This window comes from Streptomyces sp. NPDC056486 (genome assembly GCF_042795295.1).
Lineage (GTDB): Bacteria > Actinomycetota > Actinomycetes > Streptomycetales > Streptomycetaceae > Streptomyces.
Genome location: NZ_JBHTSF010000010.1, coordinates 89,117 through 108,406, shown reverse-complemented (window position 1 = coordinate 108,406; position 19,290 = coordinate 89,117). Strand labels below are relative to the sequence as shown.

General features: G+C 70.4%; 19 protein-coding genes. 6 read left to right on the top strand and 13 right to left on the bottom strand.

The features are described from left to right. Positions 1-65 precede the first annotated feature (65 nt). Positions 66-1,217: a glycerate kinase gene (locus ACFQ7F_RS07370; protein WP_383267447.1), complete on the bottom strand. Its 1,152-nt coding sequence runs from the start codon at positions 1,215-1,217 to the stop codon at positions 66-68. Positions 1,218-1,517: 300 nt separating this feature from the next. Here ACFQ7F_RS07370 and ACFQ7F_RS07365 point away from each other — a divergent pair, with 300 nt between their 5' ends. Together ACFQ7F_RS07365 and ACFQ7F_RS07360 are read left to right on the top strand one after the other, a co-directional pair. After that, positions 1,518-2,579 carry an ADP-ribosylglycohydrolase family protein gene (locus ACFQ7F_RS07365; protein ID WP_383267444.1) on the top strand — a complete coding sequence of 354 codons (1,062 nt, stop codon included), beginning with the start codon at positions 1,518-1,520 and terminating at the stop codon, positions 2,577-2,579. 54 nt (positions 2,580-2,633) lie between these two features. Next, positions 2,634-3,125: an NUDIX domain-containing protein gene (locus ACFQ7F_RS07360; RefSeq protein ID WP_383267441.1), complete on the top strand. Its 492-nt coding sequence runs from the start codon at positions 2,634-2,636 to the stop codon at positions 3,123-3,125. 43 nt (positions 3,126-3,168) lie between these two features. Here ACFQ7F_RS07360 and ACFQ7F_RS07355 read toward each other — a convergent pair whose 3' ends face one another. The 6 genes from ACFQ7F_RS07355 to ACFQ7F_RS07330 all read right to left on the bottom strand — a co-directional run bounded on the left by ACFQ7F_RS07355 (position 3,169) and on the right by ACFQ7F_RS07330 (position 8,445). Continuing rightward, on the bottom strand, positions 3,169-3,669 hold the full coding sequence (locus tag ACFQ7F_RS07355; protein ID WP_383267438.1) for a methylated-DNA--[protein]-cysteine S-methyltransferase: 501 nt from the start codon (positions 3,667-3,669) through the stop codon (positions 3,169-3,171). A 59-nt stretch (positions 3,670-3,728) separates the two neighbouring features. After that, positions 3,729-5,234, bottom strand: coding sequence for an AlkA N-terminal domain-containing protein (locus ACFQ7F_RS07350; protein ID WP_383267468.1), 1,506 nt, complete (start codon positions 5,232-5,234; stop codon positions 3,729-3,731). A gap of 190 nt (positions 5,235-5,424) precedes the next feature. Beyond that, entirely contained in the window at positions 5,425-5,841 is a 417-nt protein-coding gene (locus ACFQ7F_RS07345; RefSeq protein WP_383267435.1) for a hypothetical protein, read from the bottom strand. Beyond that, complete coding sequence (locus tag ACFQ7F_RS07340; RefSeq protein ID WP_383267432.1) at positions 5,838-6,356, bottom strand: hypothetical protein; 519 nt, start codon at positions 6,354-6,356, stop codon at positions 5,838-5,840. The genes ACFQ7F_RS07345 and ACFQ7F_RS07340 overlap by 4 nt, the downstream gene beginning before the upstream one ends. Positions 6,357-6,517: 161 nt before the next feature. Further along, entirely contained in the window at positions 6,518-7,039 is a 522-nt protein-coding gene (locus ACFQ7F_RS07335; RefSeq protein WP_383267430.1) for an O-acetyl-ADP-ribose deacetylase, read from the bottom strand. Beyond that, positions 7,036-8,445, bottom strand: a complete 1,410-nt coding sequence (locus ACFQ7F_RS07330) for a phytoene desaturase family protein (RefSeq protein ID WP_383267465.1) — start codon at positions 8,443-8,445, stop codon at positions 7,036-7,038. Before ACFQ7F_RS07330 ends, ACFQ7F_RS07335 begins: the two co-directional genes overlap by 4 nt. A gap of 98 nt (positions 8,446-8,543) precedes the next feature. Here ACFQ7F_RS07330 and ACFQ7F_RS07325 point away from each other — a divergent pair, with 98 nt between their 5' ends. Further along, positions 8,544-9,143, top strand: coding sequence for a hypothetical protein (locus ACFQ7F_RS07325; RefSeq protein ID WP_383267427.1), 600 nt, complete (start codon positions 8,544-8,546; stop codon positions 9,141-9,143). On the opposite strand, the gene ACFQ7F_RS07320 is transcribed toward ACFQ7F_RS07325, so the two are convergent. Further along, positions 9,079-9,909: an inositol monophosphatase family protein gene (locus tag ACFQ7F_RS07320; protein ID WP_383267425.1), complete on the bottom strand. Its 831-nt coding sequence runs from the start codon at positions 9,907-9,909 to the stop codon at positions 9,079-9,081. The two genes, ACFQ7F_RS07325 and ACFQ7F_RS07320, sit on opposite strands and share 65 nt — an antisense overlap. Before the next feature lie 131 nt (positions 9,910-10,040). Next, positions 10,041-11,861 (bottom strand): alpha/beta hydrolase, encoded by a 1,821-nt coding sequence (locus ACFQ7F_RS07315; protein ID WP_383267422.1) that lies wholly within the window; start codon positions 11,859-11,861, stop codon positions 10,041-10,043. A 248-nt stretch (positions 11,862-12,109) separates the two neighbouring features. Between ACFQ7F_RS07315 and ACFQ7F_RS07310 the strand changes: the two genes are divergently transcribed. Together ACFQ7F_RS07310 and ACFQ7F_RS07305 are read left to right on the top strand one after the other, a co-directional pair. Then, positions 12,110-13,204 carry a chemotaxis protein gene (locus ACFQ7F_RS07310; protein WP_383267420.1) on the top strand — a complete coding sequence of 365 codons (1,095 nt, stop codon included), beginning with the start codon at positions 12,110-12,112 and terminating at the stop codon, positions 13,202-13,204. A 59-nt stretch (positions 13,205-13,263) separates the two neighbouring features. Further along, complete coding sequence (locus ACFQ7F_RS07305; RefSeq protein WP_383267417.1) at positions 13,264-13,920, top strand: hypothetical protein; 657 nt, start codon at positions 13,264-13,266, stop codon at positions 13,918-13,920. Between the two features lie 28 nt (positions 13,921-13,948). Here ACFQ7F_RS07305 and ACFQ7F_RS07300 read toward each other — a convergent pair whose 3' ends face one another. Both ACFQ7F_RS07300 and ACFQ7F_RS07295 read right to left on the bottom strand, forming a co-directional pair. Continuing rightward, a complete protein-coding gene (locus ACFQ7F_RS07300; RefSeq protein WP_383267414.1) occupies positions 13,949-15,211 on the bottom strand; it encodes an arginine deiminase in 1,263 nt (420 codons plus the stop codon). Positions 15,212-15,257: 46 nt separating this feature from the next. Then, on the bottom strand, positions 15,258-16,721 hold the full coding sequence (locus ACFQ7F_RS07295) for a basic amino acid/polyamine antiporter (protein WP_383267411.1): 1,464 nt from the start codon (positions 16,719-16,721) through the stop codon (positions 15,258-15,260). Between the two features lie 163 nt (positions 16,722-16,884). On the opposite strand from ACFQ7F_RS07295, the gene ACFQ7F_RS07290 reads away from it, so the two are divergent. Then, positions 16,885-17,940, top strand: coding sequence for a biotin/lipoate A/B protein ligase family protein (locus ACFQ7F_RS07290; protein WP_383267408.1), 1,056 nt, complete (start codon positions 16,885-16,887; stop codon positions 17,938-17,940). Here the strand turns inward: ACFQ7F_RS07290 and ACFQ7F_RS07285 are convergent. After that, a complete protein-coding gene (locus ACFQ7F_RS07285) occupies positions 17,906-18,670 on the bottom strand; it encodes a DUF4232 domain-containing protein (RefSeq protein ID WP_383267405.1) in 765 nt (254 codons plus the stop codon). The genes ACFQ7F_RS07290 and ACFQ7F_RS07285 overlap by 35 nt on opposite strands. A gap of 264 nt (positions 18,671-18,934) precedes the next feature. Continuing rightward, entirely contained in the window at positions 18,935-19,156 is a 222-nt protein-coding gene (gene tatA, locus ACFQ7F_RS07280; RefSeq protein WP_383267402.1) for a Sec-independent protein translocase subunit TatA, read from the bottom strand. Positions 19,157-19,290 lie beyond the last annotated feature (134 nt).

Sequence of the window (19,290 nt, the reverse complement as noted above, 5' to 3'; positions counted from 1 at the left end):
ATCCGGGCCCGTAAGGGGCGCGGGGAACTGCGCGACCAGCCCCCACCGGCCCTAGGTGTGAGCGCTTAGCTCAGGAAGTCCCGGGCGATGCCCTCCGCCACCGTCTCCAGAATGGGCCCCGCCTCGGCGATGCAACGCGCCACATCCGGCTCCACGTCAGTGAGGGCGTACGCGCGCCGGATGCCCGCCTTACCCAGGGCCTCCGCCGGAAGAGCCAGGCGTCCGCACACCGCAACGACCTCGACGCCCGCCTCACGCGCCGCCGCCGCGACCCCCGCGGGGGCCTTGCCGTGGAGGGTCTGCTCGTCGAGCGAGCCCTCCCCCGTGATCACGAGCGACGCCCGCGCGAGCGCGGGGGCGAAACCGAGGACGTCCAGCATGACCTCGATCCCGGGGCGGAAACGCGCGCCGAGCCCGACGAGAGCGCCGTAGCCGATGCCACCTGCCGCTCCGGCTCCCGGGGACTCGGCGTACTCCAGGGCCGAGGAGCCCACCGACTCGGAGAGCACCTGCGCGAAGTGCGCGAGGGCCGCGTCGAGATCGGCCACGTCCTCGGGGGTCGCCCCCTTCTGCGGCCCGTACACCGCCGGGGCGCCCTTCGGTCCTGTCAGCGGGTTGTCCACGTCGCTGGCCAGGACCAGGTCCACCGAGGCGAACCGCTCGTCGAGCCCGGACAGGTCCGCCGTGGCGAGGGAGGCCAGCGGGCCGCCTCCCGGAGCCACCGGCGCACCGTCCGCGTCCAGGAACACCGCACCCAGGGCGGCCAGCATCCCGGCCCCGCCGTCCGTCGTCGCACTGCCCCCGACGCCGAAGACGATCGTCCGCGCGCCCGCGTCGAGCGCGGCGCGCAGCAGTTCCCCGGAGCCGTACGTCGTGGACGTGAGCGGGGCGAAGACGCCGTCGGGCAGCAGCTGGAGGCCCGAAGCCTCCGCCATCTCCACCACGGCGGTTCCGTCCCGCAGCGCGTACGCCGCGGTGACCTCGTCGCCGAGCGGTCCCGTGACCCGCACCTCACGGCGTTCGAAACCGGCCGCGACCGCCGCGGCGACCGTGCCGTCGCCGCCGTCGGCCACCGGCAGGGCCTCGACCTCCACCTGCGGGGCGACGCGGCGGAGCCCGGCCGTCACCCGCTCCGCGACCTGCACGGCCGTGAGAGATCCCTTGAACTTGTCCGCGGCGATGAGCACATGCCCCGCCGTCCCAGCAGCGTCCGCCACCTTGCATCCCCTTGCTTTCCGGGCCTTGCTCGCGTCAAGGCAGTCGCGCCGCTGCGACCATAACCGGAGGAGGGGGCACCTGCCCATGGGTGCCCGCATTCCGGAGCCCCGGAGTCCTCCCTTAAATCAGACCAAAGGGCGTTATAAGGGTGCGCCAAGGTCTCAGGAATGATCGATCAATGACCCCGGAGGGAACTCGGGAACGCACCCCCGGTCGAAATCCAGACAAACGTCTCATGATCCGCGCCGAACCGGTCACGTTGACCGCGCAAAGCGCACCGAATTCGGTAGACCGGACGCATGACCCCAGTGCATATGGAACTCGCCGACCGCGTTCTCGGGGGCTGGATCGGGCGGATCGCGGGCAACATGCTCGGCAAACCCATCGAGCGGGGCGACTACTGGACGCGAGAGCGCATCGAGCGCTATCTGCGGCAGGCCGACGCGCTGCCGCTCACCGACTATCTGCCCGAACCCCCCTCCTGGGTGGAGGAGTTCCAGCTGCGGCCCGAGTGGCAGCAGTGTGTGCGCGGCGGGGTACGCGGCAGCTGCCGTGACGACGACGTCGACTACGCGATCCTCGGACTGCATCTCCTGGAGACGCACGGGTTCACGTTCAGCACCGAACAGGTCGGCGAGCTGTGGCTGCTCCGCCTCCCCTATCTGCAGACGTTCACCGCGGAGCGCGCCGCGTACCGGAATCTGGCGAACGGTCTCAAGCCGCCGCTCACCGCCACGTACGAGAACTCCTGCCAGGAGTGGATAGGTGCCCTCATCCGCGCCGACATCTTCGGCTGGACGAACCCCGGCGCCCCGCGCCGCGCCGCCTCGCTCGCCCGCCGCGACGCCGTGCTCTCGCACACCGGCAACGGTGTGTACGGGTCGATGTGGGCGGCGGCGCTCGTTTCGGCCGCGTTCACGGTGACCACGCCGCGCGGCGCGCTCGACGCGGCGTTCGGGGTGATCCCGTCGAGCTGCCGGCTCGCGCGGACGGTGCGCCGGGTCGTCACGCTGCACGAGGCCGGGCTCAGCTGGGAGGAGACCCTCGCCACCGCCGAGGAGGAGACCGCAGGACTCGGCTGGGTCCACACCGTGCCGAACTCGGCCGTCCTGACCGCCGGGCTCCTCTACGGTGACGGCGACTTCACCCGCACCATCACCCTGACGGTGCGCGGCGGCCTCGACACCGACTCGAACGGCGCGACCGCCGGGTCCGTCGCGGGGGTCCTGTGCGGGGCCAAGGCGATCCCCGCGCAGTGGCGGGACCCTCTCGAAGACCGGGTGCGCAGTGCGGTGTTCGGATTCGACGGCGCGAGGATCAGCGAACTCGCGGCCAGAACAGTGGAGTTGGCGGAGGCCTAGCACGGCGCCTCCGCTCTCCCCCGCGCCCTCTCCCCTCGCGTCTACCCTTTCCAGGTGACCACTCAGGATTACGCCACGTACATCGCAGGCCTCCCGCGCATCATCGCCGGAGCCGCCGCGCTCTTCCGGGACTCCGGGGGACGTGTGCTGCTCGTCGAGCCGAACTACCGTGACGGGTGGGCCCTGCCCGGCGGCACCATCGAGTCCGACGAAGGGGAGACGCCTCGGCAGGGGGCACGCCGCGAGACCGCCGAGGAGATCGGCCTCGACGTCGAACTGGGCGCTCTGCTCGCGGTGGACTGGGTGCCGGGTACGACGCGGCCCCCGCTGGTCGCCTATCTGTACGACGGCGGGGTGCTCGGCGACGACCAGCTGAAGTCGATCAGGCTCCAGGAGGAAGAGCTGCTCTCCTGGCGCCTTGTGGCCCGCGCCGACCTTGCGGAGTTCCTGCCGGGCGAGCTGGGGCTGCGGGTGCGGGCCGGGCTCGCGGCGCTGGACGCGGGGACGGGGGCGGCGGAGCTGGAGAACGGGGTGCGGGTCGGCTGAGCCTTGCCGAGCGTGACTGAGCATGTCGAGCCTGGCTGAGCCTTCAGAAGAGGGCGTCCTCGCTCCCCTCGGTCGCTCCCTCGAACGCAAGAAGACGCTGCTTGCGGTCGAGTCCGCCGCCGTAGCCGGTCAGGGAGCCGCCCGCGCCGATCACCCGGTGGCAGGGCACGATGACCCCGATCGGGTTCTTGCCGTTGGCCAGGCCGACGGCGCGCGAGGCGTTGGGCTTGCCTAGGGCGGTCGCCAGTTCGCCGTACGTACGGGTCTCGCCGTACGGGATCAGCTGGAGCTGCTGCCAGACGGTGCGCTGGAACGGTGTGCCGTCCAGGCGCATCGGCAGGTCGAACTCCGTCAACTCGCCCGTGAAGTACGCCTCCAGCTGGCTGATCGTCTCCCCGAACGGCCCGGCGTCGCGGTCGCCGAAGGTCTCCTCGGGTGGGCGGTGGCGCTGCTCTGTCATGTAGAGGCCGCTGAGGATGCCGTCGGTGGCCACGAGGGTCAAGGGGCCGTAGGGGCTGTCGATGAGGGTGTGTTGGCGGTGCATGGGTCCTCTGTTCTCTGTTCTCTGATTTCTGATTTCTGATTTCTGTCGCTGGGGCTCTCTTAGGCCGGGATGTTGTTGATGGGGTGGTCGTCGGTCGCCCACAAGTACTGGACCGCGTACGCCCGCCAGGGGCGCCAGGCCGCGGCCCGTTCGGTCAGCGCCGCCGGGGTGTGCGGGATCCCGAGTTGCTGTGCCGCGCGCCGGATCCCGAGGTCGGTGGGGAGGAAGGCGTCGGGGTCGCCGAGCGCCCGCATCGCGATGACGTCCACCGTCCAGGGACCGAAACCGGGCAGTTCACCGAGCCGGGCGCGGGCCTCCTCCCAGCCGCTCTCCACGCCGAGCCGGAGCGATCCGTCGGCGAGGTGGCGTACGAGCGTGGTCAGGGTGGTGCGGCGGCTGCGCGGCAGGGCGAGTGCCTCCGGGTCGAGCGCGGCGAGGGCTTCCGGCGCCGGGAAGAGGTGGGTGAGGCCGCCCTCGGGGTCGTCGATCGGCTCGCCGTGCGCGGCGACCAGGCGTGCGGCGTGGGTGCGGGCCGCGGCCGTGGAGACCTGCTGGCCGAGCACCGCGCGTACGGCGAACTCCGCCTCGTCGACGGTGCGCGGCACGCGACGGCCCGGCGCCTTGGCCACCAGGGGTGCGAGCAGCGGGTCTGCGCTCAGCTGGGCGTCCACCGCTACCGGGTCCGCGTCCAGATCGAGCATCCTGCGGCACCGGCTGATGGCGATGGTGAGGTCGCGCATGTCGGTGAGGCTGAGGCGGCAGGCGATGTGGTCAGGAGTGGGGGTGAGGGCGACGACTCCGTGGCCGTACGGGAGGCGCAGCGTGCGGCGGTACGCGCCGTCGCGCCACTCCTCGACTCCGGGCACGGCGGTGGCGATGAGGTGGCCGAAGAGGTTGTCGGGGTTGAGCGGGGCGCGGAAGGGGAGGCGGAGCGAGAGGACACCCGGGGTGGCAGGGGTGGCGGAGGCGGGGGTGGCGGAAGCTGCCGCCTTCCTCGTGGTCTTCGGGGCGCGCTCCCGCAGTTCGCCGGGGGCCAGGGCGAAGACCTCGCGGACGGTGTCGTTGAAGGTGCGGATCGAGGAGAAACCCGCGCCGAAGGCGATCTCCGCCATGGGCAGAGCGGTCGTCTCGATGAGCAGACGGGCGGTCTGGGCGCGCTGGGCCCTGGCCAGGGCGAGGGGCCCCGCGCCGAGTTCCGCGAGGAGCTGCCGTTCCACCTGGCGGGTGCTGTAGCCGAGGCGGGTGGCGAGGCCGGGGACTCCGTCGCGGTCCACCACGCCGTCCGCGATGAGGCGCATCGCGCGGGCCACGAGGTCGGCGCGCTGATTCCACTCGGGCGAGCCCGGGCTGCTGTCGGGCCGGCATCGTTTGCAGGCCCGGAACCCTTCCTGCTGGCAGGCTGCCGCGCTCGGGTAGAAGCTCATGTTCTCGGGCTTCGGGGGAACGACGGGGCAGCTGGGGCGACAGTAGATGCGGGTGGTCAGAACCGCGGTGTAGAACCACCCGTCGAACCGGGCGTCCTTCGACTGCACGGCACGTACGCAGCGCTCGGCGTCGGTATGCATCGAGAGGGGCGGCGTGGCGGTGGCCGCGGCGTGCGGGTCGGTGGACATGCCTCAAGGATCGTGCACGCCGGGTGGGGATGGCTGGCGAGAATCCGACATGGGCGTTGCCGGGACGGCGCCGCCACTTCGCCGGATGCCCCCGCCGAAGTACGGCGGGGGCATCGTCAGTCACGGGACGGCGCGGAGCGGGTCACTTGCATTCCGACAGGTAGCGGTCGAAGGCATGGCTCTTCGCCTTCTGTGCGATTGCCTTGGAATACGCGTCCGTGTTCAGGACACCGACAGCGAGCCGGGTCTTGTCCTCGACGTTCTTTGTGTTCGCGCACGCCGCCACGACGATCCAGTCGTTGTGGGTACCGTCGTCCGAGATTCCGAATCTTGGCTTGGCGCCGGTGACGGGCTTCGACAAGTCGTACGACACCATCGAGGCGTCCTCCGGCACCTTGCCTTCCACCTGGGCGACGGACTGGCCGACGAGTGAGTCCACCGGCATCGGCGGCTCGTCCTGCGTGCCGCATCCCGCAAGCGCCATCGCTGCTGCCGCGATGCCCGCCACCGCGCTGCCGCGGGGCAGGATGCGCGCGACAGGTCCACGAAGATGGCTCATATAACCTTGCAACTTACTTTCGCGGGAGAGGGATCGAAGGCGTATTTCCACCCACTCGTGCCGGCCTTGTAATCAAGGGGCGTGGTGATGTGCTTCTCGATCTTGTACTTGTACCGCGTACCGATCGGATAGGCGACGAGCGAGTGTCCCTTGTTGACCTTTGCCGTGCATGTTACCGACACGGACTGCGTCCTGGCCTTGCTGATGTTCAGGCTGCCCGCGACGGCGTTGTAACTCAGACCGAACCCCGCGTCGATCGTGCGCGTCGCCGCCGACGTTTTGTTGATCATGCAGGTCATGCCCTTGGTCTGAGCCGTGCAGCGGGCGATCTCGTTCTTCGAGTTCGTATAGTTCTTCTTCGCCGTCTTGTTGATCAACTTGCTGTAATGCCCGACAGCCGCTCGGGGCGATATCTCACCCTCACGCGCATTCGCGTGAGCGGCGGTCGCCCCCAGAACGGTGGGCAGGAGCGTCAGTACAGCTCCGGCTGCTCGTGCGGTCGATCTACGAGTCATGGTTCCCCCTTTGTCACCGGCGGCCTGGGTCAGAAGCCGCCATCAGCAAGATCATACTGATAAGTAACTTCAACTCCCACTCGCCCTGCGATGTCCGGAGTGTGGAGGGGGGAGACCGGCACTCACGGCGGTCACGGCACCCGCGGCACCCGCGCCCAGCGCTACCCGTCGGCCAGCGCACCCGCGAACGCCGCGTACGCCGTCTCGTCGAAGAGGACGAAGCGGACCTCGGAGAACTGCTCGGGTGCCGCGTACTCCCGCACCGCTCGGACGGCGATTCGGGCGCCGTCGTCGAGAGGCCAGCGGTAGACGCCGGTCGAGATCGCCGGGAAAGCGACCGTCCGGGCGCCCAGCTCGGCGGCCGAGCGCAGGGACTCCCGATAGCAGGACGTCAGGAGGTCCGAGCGGTCCTCCGTGGCGGACCAGACCGGGCCGACGGTGTGGATGACGTGCCGGGCGTCCAGGCGTCCGGCGACGGTGGCCACCGCTTTGCCCGTCGGCAGGCCCTTTCCATAGTGCGAGGCACGAAGGCGGCGGCATGCGGCGAGGATCTCCGGCCCGCCGTTGCGGTGGATCGCGCCATCTACGCCTCCCCCGCCCAGAAGGGAGGAATTGGCGGCGTTGACGATGGCGTCGACGCTCTGCCGGGTGATGTCGCCCCGCACGAGGGTGATGGCCGTCATGACGCGCGCAGCCTGCGCCAGACCGCTTTCGCGGCATTGTGCCCCGACATTCCGTGCACGCCGGGCCCCGGCGGCGTCGCGGACGAGCAGATGAACACGGCCGGATGCGCGGTGCCGTACGGAAAGAGGGAGAGCTTGGGGCGGAGCAGCAGCTGGATACCGCTCGCGGCGCCGCAGGCGATGTCACCGCCGATGTAATTCGCGTTGCGCGCGACCAACGCGGCAGGCCCCGCGGTGGCGCGGGCGAGGACACGGTCACGGAAACCGGGGGCGAAACGCTCAAGCTGGCGCTCGATCGCGTCGGTGAGATCCCCGTCCCAGCCGTTCGGCACATGGCCGTACGCCCAGAAGACCTGCTTGCCCGCGGGCGCACGGGAGGGGTCGACGACGCCGGGCTGCACGGTGATCAGGAACGGTGGGTCGGGCGCGCGGTTCTCGCGCGAGGCGGCGCGCAACGCGGCGCCGATCTCCGCGCTGTCGGCCCCGACCTGCACGGTCCCCGCCGCCCTGGCCTCCTTCGCCGTCCAGGGGACGGGCCCGTCCAAGGCGTAATCGATCTTGAAGACGCTCGCGCCGTACCGGTAGTTCTCATAGCTGCGCCCCAGGCCCGCGATCCGGGCAAGGGCGGTGGGCGACGTGTCGAAGATGTACGCGCGCGCCGGGGGCAGATCGTCGAGCCGCTTGACCTCGTAGTCCGTGTGGACCGCGCCGCCGAGGTCCTTCAGATACGCGGTGAGCGCGTCCGAGATCGACTGTGAGCCGCCCCGGGCGACCGGCCAGCCGCGGGCGTGCGCGGCCAGCGCGAAGACCATGCCGACCGCGCCGGTGGCGACTCCGCCGAGCGGGGCGATGACATGGGCGACGAGCCCGGCGAACAGCGCGCGGGCCCGGTCGTCGCGGAAGCGCCGCATCAGCCAGGTGGAGGGCGGCAGGCCCGCGAGGCCGAAGCGCGCGAGGGTCACGGGGTCGCGCGGCAAGGCGGTCGACGGCAGCGCCATGAAGTCCTGAAGGAGGGTGTCCCACTTGTCGACGAAGGGCTCGATGAGGCGTCGGTACGCTCCCGCGTCACGCGGCCCGAACGAGGCGGCGGTCTCGGCGACGGACCGGGAGAGCACGGCGGCGCTTCCGTCGAGGAAGGGGTGCGCCATGGGCAGCTGCGGCTGGAGCCACTCGAGGCCGTACCGGTCGAGGGGCATGGTCCGGAACACGGGTGAGTTGACGCCGAGCGGGTGTGCGGCGGAACAGGGGTCGTGCCGGAACCCGGGAAGCGTCAGCTCCTCGGTCCGCGCCCCGCCGCCGACGGTGTCCTTGGCCTCGAACACGGCCACCGAGAAGCCGCGGCGGGCCAGCTCGACGGCAGCGGTCAGACCGTTCGGTCCCGCCCCCACAATGACGGCATCAAGCATCGACGGCACCTTCGGACTCCTTTGTCAGCCGATGGCCTCTGCCGCCCAGGATAGGCCGGGCCACCGACAGTGCCGTGGGCGCGGGTAGCCTCTGACGGGTGACGTACTGGTTTCACCAGGCTGACGCGGGTTCCGAGGACTGGTTCGAGACGGGCGACGACGCGATCGCCGTACGTCAGGCGTCCTTCCGCGGCCCGGACAGTTCTGCTTCCGTGGCGGCCTCGCGCTCCGAACTGGCCTGGGTTCTCGACAAGTTCGAGCCGCTGGGGGCACAGCTGTACGGGGCGAGGTACGGCGAGCTCGCGAACGGCCCCGTCGACGGCGGGGAGCCGGTCTCCGAGGCGGATTTCGAGACCGCGTGGCAGCGTGCACGCCACAGCCGGAACATCTCGGCGCCGGAAACGGTCGGCCCGCTCCCTCAGGGCACCCGCCTGACCGGCACGGTCAGCGTCCTTCCGTGGGGCCCTGGGACGGTCGGGCTCTTCGTCGACCTGGGGCTGCCGGTCGTCGGCTTCGTCGACATGGCGCAGCTTCCGTTCGACCCCGAGGGCTGGCCGGACGTCGGCACCGTCGCCGATTTCGAGGTCGCCACCGTGCGCTTCCACTTGGAGCCGCCGCGCAGTGCCCCGCAGATCAGGCTGCGGCAGCCAACAACTCCACCACTCGGTCAACCGTGGCAGCGTCCCGAGCGGCGGTGAACGGCAGCGCGTTCCCGCCCTCGATGCGGAAGGGCTCCCCGGCGACGGTCAGATTGCTGCCCCCGGCCTCGGCGACGAGGAGCAGCCCCGCCGCGTGGTCCCAGGCGAGCTCCCAGGAGAACGCGACCGCGTCCAACTCTCCCCGGGCGATGGCCAGATACTCCAGACCTGCCGAACCGCAGGGCCGCGGCGCGACGCCCTCCACGCGCAGGCCGAGCAGCGCGCGCTTCTGCTCCGGCGTGGTGAAGTCCGGGTGCGAGGTCGCCACTTCGATGACCTCCCCCGGTGAACCGGCCACAAGGCGCTCTCCGTCCAGCCAGGCGCCCTTGCCGCGCACCGCGACGGCCATCTCGTCGAGCGCCGGGGCGTACGTCCAGGAAGCGAGCACCTCTCCGCGCCACGCCAGCGCGATCAGCATGCAGAATCCGGGGTCGCCGTGCACGAACTGCCGTGTGCCGTCGACCGGGTCGACGATCCACACCGGCGCGTCGGCGCGTATCGCCTCGTAGCTCGAGGGGTCCGCGTGCACCGCTTCCTCCCCCACGACGACGGAGCCCGGGAGCAGTGTGCTGAGGGCTGCCGTCAGGTGCTCCTCGGCGAGCCGGTCGGCCACCGTCACCAGGTCGTGCGGCCCGCTCTTCTGGACGACGTCGTCGTCGGCGAGCTGCCGGAACCGCGGCATGACCTCGGCCGCTGCGGCCTTGCGGAGGGCTTCTTCGACATCGGGAACGCCACGTACAAGAAAGTCTTCGATCGCTTCGATCATGTATCCATGAGAGCACGCCGGACTGACAATCCGTACGGCTCGGCTGTACGGGCACTGGATACGAGATGAATCCCCCGTGAACTGGCCCCTGGGGGTGCCCTGGGAGTGCCCTGGGGATGCTCCGCCCCAGCTCAGTAGGGCGACTCCCGCTCCTCCATGTGCTGTCGCAGCCGCTCCGTGTCGTCCGGTGTCCAGCCCTCTCCGGGGACGATCGCCGCCCAGCCGTCCACCGGCGCCGTCCCGTACCGGTGGCCGTGCGGTGCCTCCACGCCGTACGACACCGCCATGTCGACCGAGGTCTGCCAGAAGGTGACGACGGGGAACCAGTGGATCGCCGGGGTGATGTCGGGGCCCAGTGGGTTGTCGAGCCACTGCGGGCGGTGCAGGAACAGGTCGGACGACCACCAGACGACCGGGTCGGACGCGTTCTGCAGATAGACGACCCGAGGGTTCTTCCAGGCCGTATCCGGAGACGGCCGCTTCAGGTCCCGCCCGGGGAACTGCGCGAACCGCACGTTCCTGCCCCCGTCGTACAGCGGTCGCCAGACCGGGCTTCCGGCATCCCGGTGCTCGCGGATCTCCCGCGACATCGGAGCGAAGTTGGGCGTGCCGACGATGAGTGCTCCGTCCGTCCGGGCCAGGAGATCGTCCACGCCGTCGAACGACGACTCGATCGCGAAGCCGCCCAGGCTCTCCCCGGTGACGACGAGCTTGGGCCTGTCGTCCTCGGGCAGGGCGGACCACTTCGCGAGGACCGCCCGGACGAGATGGCGCGTGGCCTGCGCGGCGCGCTCCTTGTCGACGAGGAAGGAGACCCAGCTGGGGAGGTAGGAGTACTGGACGGCGACGATGGCCGTGTTGCCGTCGTGCATGTACTCCAGGGGTTCAGTGATGTCGGCGTTGACCCAGCCGGTCCCCGTGGTCCCCGCGATGGCAAGGACGTCCCGGTCGAAGGCGCCGGTACGCTCCAGCTCCTCCACGGCGAGCCGGGCCTTGGCCTCGAAGGGGTCCCGGCTGCTGAAGGCCTCCGGCGCCGACGCGCTGACGTAGACGCGGACGGGATCCTTCGCGGGTCGGCCCGTGTACTGGGCGATCTGCTGCCCCGTCGGCGTGGAGCCCACGAAGTTGCGGCCCTGGAATCCGAGGTCCCGCCAGCGCAGGAGCGAACCGGGTCCGCCGGAGACCAGCGGGGAGGTCGGCCGCTGGACGCCTTCCTTGGTGCCGCCGTTCGTCGCGTACGCGATGCGGTCGGCGATGTCGATGACACCGCGCTGGAAGACGACGTCGCGCAGCCCGATCGTGACGATCAGCGCGCTGAGCGCGACGCCGAGGCCGATGGCGACGGGCAGCGGCACGAACCGGTGCAGGGCGCGGATCAGTCTGCGTGCCCCGAGGCGGATACCGCGGGCCGCGAGCAGGAACAGGGCACAGAGCAGGACGGCGATCAGCACGATGAGCGGCGTGTGCCAGGCCATCGACGGCGGCAGCCCCTGGAGCTCGCGCAGGCGGCGCTGCGCGTGGTCGCTCTCGGCGAGCAGCCAGACGGTGAGGACGAGCCCGAGGACCCAGTACACCTGCCAGAGACGCGCCCGCGCCTTCTCCCCCGGCCGCCACCGGAACAGCGCACGGAATACGGTGCTGCCGATCGAGCCGAGTCCATAGCCGATGGCCGCGGTGATCCCCCCGACGACGCCCTGCAGCAGCCAGGGCCGGGGTACGAGGGAAGGCGTGAGGGAGAGCCAGAAGAAGACGGTGCCGAGGCAGGCGGCGGTGAGGTCCGGCCAGCGTCTGACGAGATAGGTGGAGTCGGGCCGTTCCCAGTACGGCTTCCTGACGATCGCGCCGACGCTCCGCGCGAGCGGCACGCTCCGCACGAGCCGCACGAGCCGCTGCCGGGCACCCGCCCAGCGGGATTCCTCCCCGCCCGCTCGCCCGGGTCTGCTCTTCGCCAACCGCCTCAGCTCCGAGGTCCGGCGCGGCCGTCCGGTGACGGATGTCGCCGGGCGGGGGCGCGCGGGGGCACCGCCACCTCATGCTCACCCACCCCCCTATACCTCGCAAACCACACGCAAGCCGCCGAAGTGACCTTCTCCGGGTGATATGCCCCGACCGTGGAACCGGCATAGGGTGCATCTCATGGCGTAACGACCTCTTCACGGAGGCCCCTCATCCGCCGCCCCGCCCCGAAAGGGTGACTTCCATGCACCCCTCCCTCAACCCGGACACGCTGGCCGGGCTGCGTCAGCCGCGCCCCTACCCCGCCGTCACGGTCCTGCTGCCGACCCACCGCAGGGAGCCGGACAACGCCCAAGATCCCGTGCGGCTCCGCAACCTCGTCGCCGAGGCCAAGGAGCGACTGAAGTCCGACCCGGCCGTGGCCAGGGAGCAGCGGATCGAGGTGGCCGCGCAGCTCGACAGGGCGGTGGCGGAGATCGACCTCGTGCACGCCGAGGACGGTCTTGCCGTCTTCGCGGCTCCCGGGGAGCACCAGGTGTGGTCGCTCGCCAGGACGGTGCCGTCGAGGGTGGTGCTCTCGGACACCTTCCTGACGCGCAACGTCGTCGCGGCCCAGGCCGCCGAGCGCCCGTACTGGGTCCTCGCCGTCTCGGCCGACCGCGTCACGCTGTGGAGCGGTACCCCCGAGCGGGTCACCCAGCACAAGGCGGACGGGTTCCCGCTGACCCGGAGCCTCGACGACCCGGACGCCGAGCGCAAGGAGCGGATCGGCGACGTGCCGAGCACCTTCCGCGACGAGCACACCCGCAAGTTCCTGCGCGAGGCGGACCTGGCCGCGGCCGCTGTGCTCCGCGCCCATCCGCGACCCCTGTTCGTGGCCGGGGAGGCCGCGGCGCTCTCCCTCCTCGACGACACCGGCACGGTCACCAAGGGGGCCACGCGGGTGCCGCACGGCGGCCTTGCGCACGGCCCGGCCCAAGCGGTGTGGCAGACGGTACGCCCCTTCATCGCGGCCCAGGACAAGGCCGAACTCGGTTCCACGCTCCATGAGTTGGATGCGGCACAGGGCCGGCACCAGTACGCCGCGGGCCTCGACGAGGTCTGGCAGAACGTGACGACGGACCGGGTCCGCCTCATCGCCGTGGAGGACACCTTCCAGGCGACCGTGCGCGACGACGGCGGACATCTGGTGCCTGCCGAGTCCGACGATCTCGACGCGGTGGACGACGTGGTCGACGACATCGTCGAGCGGGCCCTGGACACCGGCGCCGAGGTCCGCTTCGTACCCGAAGGCACGCTCACCGACCGGGGCCGGATCGCCTGCGCCCTGCGGTACTGACGCCGCCCCCTCACGCCAAGCATCAGCAGCCATCAGCAGCAGGGAAAGGATCGCACCGGATGAACCCCATGCCACCCCGCGGGAAGCGGCGCCCCGCGCGTCGCGGGCCCGCGGTGTCCGCCGCCCTCACGCTCGCCGCCACGGTGACGGCCGCCGCCGCCCTCGTCTCGTGCAGCACCGAGAGCGACGCCCCGTCGGCCGAGGGCAGCCGGAAGGTCAGCGAGCGGCCGACCGCCCCCGACTCGTCGTCGTTCTCGCAGAAGACGGCTTCCCCGATGGAGTCGAAGGCATCCGAGGCCGCCGAGTCGGCCCGCGCATCGGCCTCCGAGGCACAGGCCTCCGCATCGGAGCGCGCAGACGAGTTCGAGGCGTCCGTGTCCGCCGATACGGAGCGCGCCAACCAGGCCGCCAAGAAGGCGCTGAAGGACGTCGACGGGCAGGGCAACGCGACGTCCGACGTCTCCATGACGGGCAAGCCGCGCTCCGACACCGGCGGGGTGCTCGCCTCCGTGGTGACCTTCACCAACAAGACCGACAAGACGGCGGACTTCGCCGTACAGGTCGATTTCCGGGACTCCTCCGGCAAGACCGTGGAGACCCGCTACATCGGCACGGAGAACCTCGAACCGGGCAAGCGGGCCCAGCGGTACGCCATCAGCCACGAGCCCCCGGAGCCGAAGCTCTCCGCGAAGCTGGTCAAGGCCCAGCGGTACTGAGCGACACCACGCGCCTCAGAAACGCTCCTCAGAAGTCGACGGCGTCGCGGATGAGCGGGCACGTCATGCAGTGCCCGCCGCCGCGACCGCGGCCCAGTTCGGCGCCGACGATGGTGATGACCTCGACCCCCGCCTTGCGCAGCAGGGTGTTGGTCTGGGTGTTGCGGTCATAGGTGAAGACCACGCCCGGCTCCAGGGCGACGGCGTTGTTGCCGCTGTCCCACTGCTGCCGCTCGGAGGCGTAGACGTCCCCGCCCGTCTCGATCACGCGCAGCTCGGGCAGACCGAGTGACTTGGCGACGACGTCGACGAACGCACGCGAGCCCTCGTCCGTAATCTCGACGCCCGCCGCCTTGCCGCCGGGGCGCAGCGTGAAGGAGTGCACGGCGTCCATGATCTTCGGGTAGAGCGTGACGATGTCGCGGTCGGCGAAGGTGAAGACGGTGTCGAGGTGCATCGCGGCCCGCAGCTTGGGCATGCCGGCGACGATGACCTGCTCGGCCGCGCCGTTCTCGAACAGTGCGGAGGCGACCTGGGTGACGGCCTGGCGCGAGGTGCGCTCGCTCATGCCCATCAGGACGACGCCGTTGCCGACGGGCATGATGTCGCCGCCCTCGAACGTCGCCTGGCCCCAGTCGAGTTCGGGGTCGCCCCACCACACCGTGGCGCCGGTGAAGTCGGGGTGGAACCGGTAGACGGCCTTCATCAGGAGCGTCTCGTCGTGCCGGGCGGGCCAGTACAGCGGGTTGAGCGTGACGCCCCCGTACAGCCAGCACGTCGTGTCGCGGGTGTAGAGCGTGTTCGGCAGCGGCGGCATCAGGTATTCGCGTACGCCGGTGGATTCGCGTACGAGCGCGACGTAGCCGGAGCGGAACTCGTCCGGCAGATCCGCGGTGGCCAGGCCCCCGATGAGGTACTCGGCGAGCTGCCTGGGCTCCAGCGTCTCGAGGAAGGCGCGGGTGCCGTCGATGAGCCCGATGCCGACCTCGTTCGCGGTGATCTTCCGGTCCAGGAGCCAGTCCTTCGCCCCGGGAACCGCCATGGTCCGGGCGAGCAGATCGTGCAGTTCGACGACCTCGACGCCGCGCTGCTGCAGCTTGATGACGAAGTCGGCGTGGTCGCGCTGGGCGTTCTCCACCCACATGACGTCGTCGAAGAGCAGGTCGTCGGCGTTGGTGGGGGTCAGCCTGCGGTGTGCGAGTCCCGGCGCACAGACAAGGACCTTGCGCAGCCTGCCTACCTCGGAGTGGACACCGAACGTGGGTGCGGCGGGGGTGTCGAGGCTTGTCACGGTGCGCCTTTCGTCGGTCGGTGGCAACAGAAGTTCGACGGCTCGGTCAGAGGTCGATCCAGCCCGCCGCGAGCGCGATCACGCCCACGACGGCGCCCGCGATCGAGACGGCGCAGATGACGGCCTCGCGAGGGGAGAACAGGCGCCGGTTCTGTTCCCGCCGGGCCTTGATGAAGAGGAGGGTCGCGGGGGCGTAGATGATGAAGGAGACCAGGACGAACTTGAGCCCGGCCGCGAACAGCAGGAACGCCATGTACAGCGTGGCGATCACCGCGATCACGAGCTCCTTGCGCGTGCTCTGCCCGGCGACCTTCATGTCCTCCGTGCCGGACCCGAGGGCGATCTTGACGGCGAAACCGGTCGCGAGCAGGAACGGGATGAGGCTCAGCGCGCTGGTCAGGTCGAGCGCGAAGTTGAACGCGTCGTCGGAGAACATCGTGACGACCAGGACCACCTGGCTCAGCGCGGTGGTCATCAGGAGCGCGGGGACCGGCACGTCCTCGGAGGTGGCCTTCCGCAGGAAGCGGGGCATGTCGTCGTCCTTCGCGGCGACGAAGAGCACTTCCGCGGCCATCAGTGTCCAGGCGAGGTAGGCGCCGAGCACGGAGATGATGAGTCCGACGCTGACGAAGACCTTGCCCCAGGTGCCGACGGCCTCCTCAAGGACCCCCGCCATGGAGGGCTGGCGCAGCTCGGCGATCTCGGCCATCGGCATGATGCCGTACGAGACGATGGTGACGGACGCGAAGACGGCGAAGACGCTGAGGAAGCCCAGGATCGTGGCCCTGCCGACGTCCTCGCGGCGCTTGGCGTGCCGGGAGTAGACGCTCGCGCCCTCGACGCCGAGGAAGACGAAGACGGTGGCCAGCATGGTGCCGCGCACCTGGTTGAACAGCGATCCGGCGTAGTCGGCGCCGCCGAAGTTGTCGGCGAACACGGACGGCTTGAAGAAGAAGAGGGCCAGGATCACGAAGACGAGGATGGGCACGATCTTGGCGACGGTCACGATCCTGTTGATCGCCGCCGCTTCCTTGACTCCGCGTCGGATCAGCAGGAAGAAGGCCCAGAGGCCGAACGAGGAGAGGACTACGGCGAGGAAGGTGTCGCCGTCGCCGAGGCTCGGCCAGATGGCGCCGACGGTCGACATGATGAGCACCCAGTAGGTGACGTTGCCGACGCAGGCGCTGGCCCAGTACCCGAAGGCGGAGAAGAAGCCGAGGTACTCGCCGAACCCGGCCTTCGCATAGGCGTAGACACCGGCGTCGAGATCGGGCCTTCGGACGGCGAGGGTCTGGAAGACGAACGCGAGCATCAGCATGCCCGTACCGGCGATGGCCCAGGCGATCAACGCGCCCGCGACACCGGTCTCCTGGGCGAACCGGCGTGGCAGCGAGAAGACGCCCGCGCCGACCATCGAGCCGACGACCATCATCGTCAGCGTCGTGAGCGTCAGTTTGACTGCCGGCGACGCTCCGGCGGTGGTCTGGTCGGTCGTCTCAGCATGGCTCATGGATTCCCCGTCAGCTCCCGTCAGGGCCGACGCCGAGGGACGGCTGACCACCCTGTGCGGGAATCTATCCCTAGTGGGTCGAGTTGTCCTGATATGAAATCGCAGGCTGACGGTGTTCGCGATTCGGCATGTTCGTGATTCGGCAAGGCCCGGAGGAAGCACAGTGCACGGTGAGTACAAGGTCCCCGGCGGCAAGCTCGTCGTCGTGGATCTGGAGGTCGAGGACGGCGTGCTGCGCCGCGTGCGGGTGGCGGGGGACTTCTTCCTCGAACCTGACGAGGCGTTCGACGCCCTGAGCCACGCCCTGGAGGGCGCCCCCGCCGACGCCGACGCGGCGGGCCTCGCCGCTCGCATCGACGCGGCGCTCCCGGAGGGCTCCGTCCTCTACGGGCTCACGTCGGAGGGGGTGGGCGTCGCGGTGCGTCGCGCCCTCGCGCACGCCACCGACTGGACGGACTACGACTGGCAGCTGATCCACGAGGCCCCGCAGTCCCCCGCCCTGCTCATGGCGCTTGACGAGGTGCTCACCGAGGAGGTCGCCGCCGGGCGCCGCCCGCCCACACTGCGCGTGTGGGAGTGGGAGTCCCCCGCGGTCGTCATCGGGAGTTTCCAGTCGCTGCGCAATGAGGTGGACCAGGAGGGCACCGAGCGGCACGGCGTTCAGGTGGTGCGCCGGATCAGTGGCGGAGGCGCCATGTTCTGCGAGCCGGGCAACGCCATCACGTACTCGCTCTCCGTCCCGGACTCCCTCGTGCAGGGCCTGTCCTTCGCCGACAGTTACGCCTATCTGGACGACTGGGTGCTCGAAGCCCTCGGCGACATGGGCATCAAGGCCTGGTACCAACCGCTCAACGACATCGCCACCGACGCCGGGAAGGTCGCGGGCGCCGCCCAGAAGCGGGTCGCGGGCGGGCACGGCGCCGTGCTGCACCACGTGACGATGTCGTACGACATCGACGCGGAGAAGATGGTCGAGGTCCTCCGCATCGGGCGCGAGAAGCTCTCCGACAAGGGCACGAGGAGCGCGAAGAAGCGCGTGGACCCGCTGCGCCGCCAGACGGGGCTCCCCCGCGAGGCCGTCATCGAGCGGATGCTCGACTCGTTCCGCACGCGGTACGGCCTGACGGAGGGCAGGGCCACGGTCGAGGAGATGGCCAGGGCGCGGGAGCTCGCCCGGACGAAGTTCAGCTCGCCGGAGTGGACGGCGCGGGTGCCGTAGGCCTGGTCGGGCTCGCGTCGTCCGCCGGCTCCCGCTGCCAGGCGGTGGTGCCGATGCGGCCGGTGTTGCCGAGGTCGATGCGGCCCTCCGGGGTCACGGTGCCGGATTCGCCGCCCGGCGCCGTGGTGACCTTCAGATAGGTGCCGCTGACGGCGGTCGTGGTCGTGTCGGTGACGGTGTTGCGCCAGACGAGCACGGTGTAGGCCGCCTCGCCCTTCTTGAGCGAGACGCGGTGGTCCGGGCCGGGGTCGTCGTCTCTCGTCATGATGGGTGCGGTGCCTTCGAGGATCTGTACGTCGAGGGGCTCGCGGTGCTCGTCGAGTACCCGCAGCTTCGGGTAGCCCTTCAGGCGGTAGGCGTCCTTGCCGCAGTTGGTGAGGGTCACGCTCATCGCGCGCAGGCCCATGGCGGCGCTGACGATGCCCGACTCGATGCGGATGCCGGAGGCGGGGCAGGAGGCCGAGGGCGCGTCGGGCACCTCCGGCGGCGCGGTCTCGACGGGTTGGCCCGTCGGCGTGTCCGGAAGAACCGTCGGGGCGGACCGACCGGCCCCCGCTTCGGACCGGTCGCTCTCGACAGGCGCCGTACGTCCGGGATCCCTCTCCCGCTCCAGCTCCTCCGAGAGCCCGCATCCGGAGGCGAACAGGACCACGGCCGAGAGGGCGGCCACGCGTCTGAGCCGGGCGACGTGCCTGAGCCGAGCGACGTGTCTGAACGGTATGACGGTCACGCGGAGATCATGCCATGGCCAGAGTTTTCCCTTTATGGCCTTACGTTTCCGACCTCACGGAGTCGCGCTTCCACCCCTCTACGGGGTCGCGTTGCCGCACTCCGTGCCGCGGCGACGATGGGCGCGGGCCTCCTCGACGAGTCCCGCCCGGGGACGCAGTCGTCTTCGTCCTGTCGCTCTGTCGCTCTGTCGCTCTGTCGCGCACCGCGGGCCGGACGGTGACCGCGTCGAAGCGGGCCTGCCCGGAGGAGGCGTTCCGGCCGCTCAGCGCTCTCCCGGCTGCTCGGCCCGCTCGGCGCTCTCCCCGGACCGCTCGACCTTCCCCTGCTCCCCGTCCTCCTTCATCGCCTTGGTCTCGCTCTTGAGGATCCGCAGGGACTTGCCCACCGCGCGGGCGGTGTCCGGCAGCTTCTTCGAGCCGAACAGCACGATGACCACAATCCCCACGATGAGCAGATGCCAGGGTTCCAGTCCGTTACGAAGCATCGTCGTCCGCCCTTCTCCATAGATGTCTCAGCCGCAGATGTCTCAGCCGCCGATCAGCTGCCGGTAGCCTCAGAAAAGATTGCTACATTGCGCAACTGTACAACCATGGGGAGGGCCGAAAGGTCCCTCTCCAT

Bases quoted from the DNA above. Each gene is read 5' to 3' on its own strand.
- ACFQ7F_RS07365 (WP_383267444.1), top strand. From the start codon at position 1,518: ATGACCCCAGTGCATATGGAACTCGCCGACCGCGTTCTCGGGGGCTGG.
- ACFQ7F_RS07355 (WP_383267438.1), bottom strand. From the start codon at position 3,669: ATGCACCGCCAACACACCCTCATCGACAGCCCCTACGGCCCCTTGACC.
- ACFQ7F_RS07350 (WP_383267468.1), bottom strand. From the start codon at position 5,234: ATGCATACCGACGCCGAGCGCTGCGTACGTGCCGTGCAGTCGAAGGAC.
- ACFQ7F_RS07345 (WP_383267435.1), bottom strand. From the start codon at position 5,841: ATGAGCCATCTTCGTGGACCTGTCGCGCGCATCCTGCCCCGCGGCAGC.
- ACFQ7F_RS07340 (WP_383267432.1), bottom strand. From the start codon at position 6,356: ATGACTCGTAGATCGACCGCACGAGCAGCCGGAGCTGTACTGACGCTC.
- ACFQ7F_RS07335 (WP_383267430.1), bottom strand. From the start codon at position 7,039: ATGACGGCCATCACCCTCGTGCGGGGCGACATCACCCGGCAGAGCGTC.
- ACFQ7F_RS07330 (WP_383267465.1), bottom strand. From the start codon at position 8,445: ATGCTTGATGCCGTCATTGTGGGGGCGGGACCGAACGGTCTGACCGCT.
- ACFQ7F_RS07320 (WP_383267425.1), bottom strand. From the start codon at position 9,909: ATGATCGAAGCGATCGAAGACTTTCTTGTACGTGGCGTTCCCGATGTC.
- ACFQ7F_RS07310 (WP_383267420.1), top strand. From the start codon at position 12,110: ATGCACCCCTCCCTCAACCCGGACACGCTGGCCGGGCTGCGTCAGCCG.
- ACFQ7F_RS07305 (WP_383267417.1), top strand. From the start codon at position 13,264: ATGAACCCCATGCCACCCCGCGGGAAGCGGCGCCCCGCGCGTCGCGGG.
- ACFQ7F_RS07295 (WP_383267411.1), bottom strand. From the start codon at position 16,721: ATGAGCCATGCTGAGACGACCGACCAGACCACCGCCGGAGCGTCGCCG.
- tatA (WP_383267402.1), bottom strand. From the start codon at position 19,156: ATGCTTCGTAACGGACTGGAACCCTGGCATCTGCTCATCGTGGGGATT.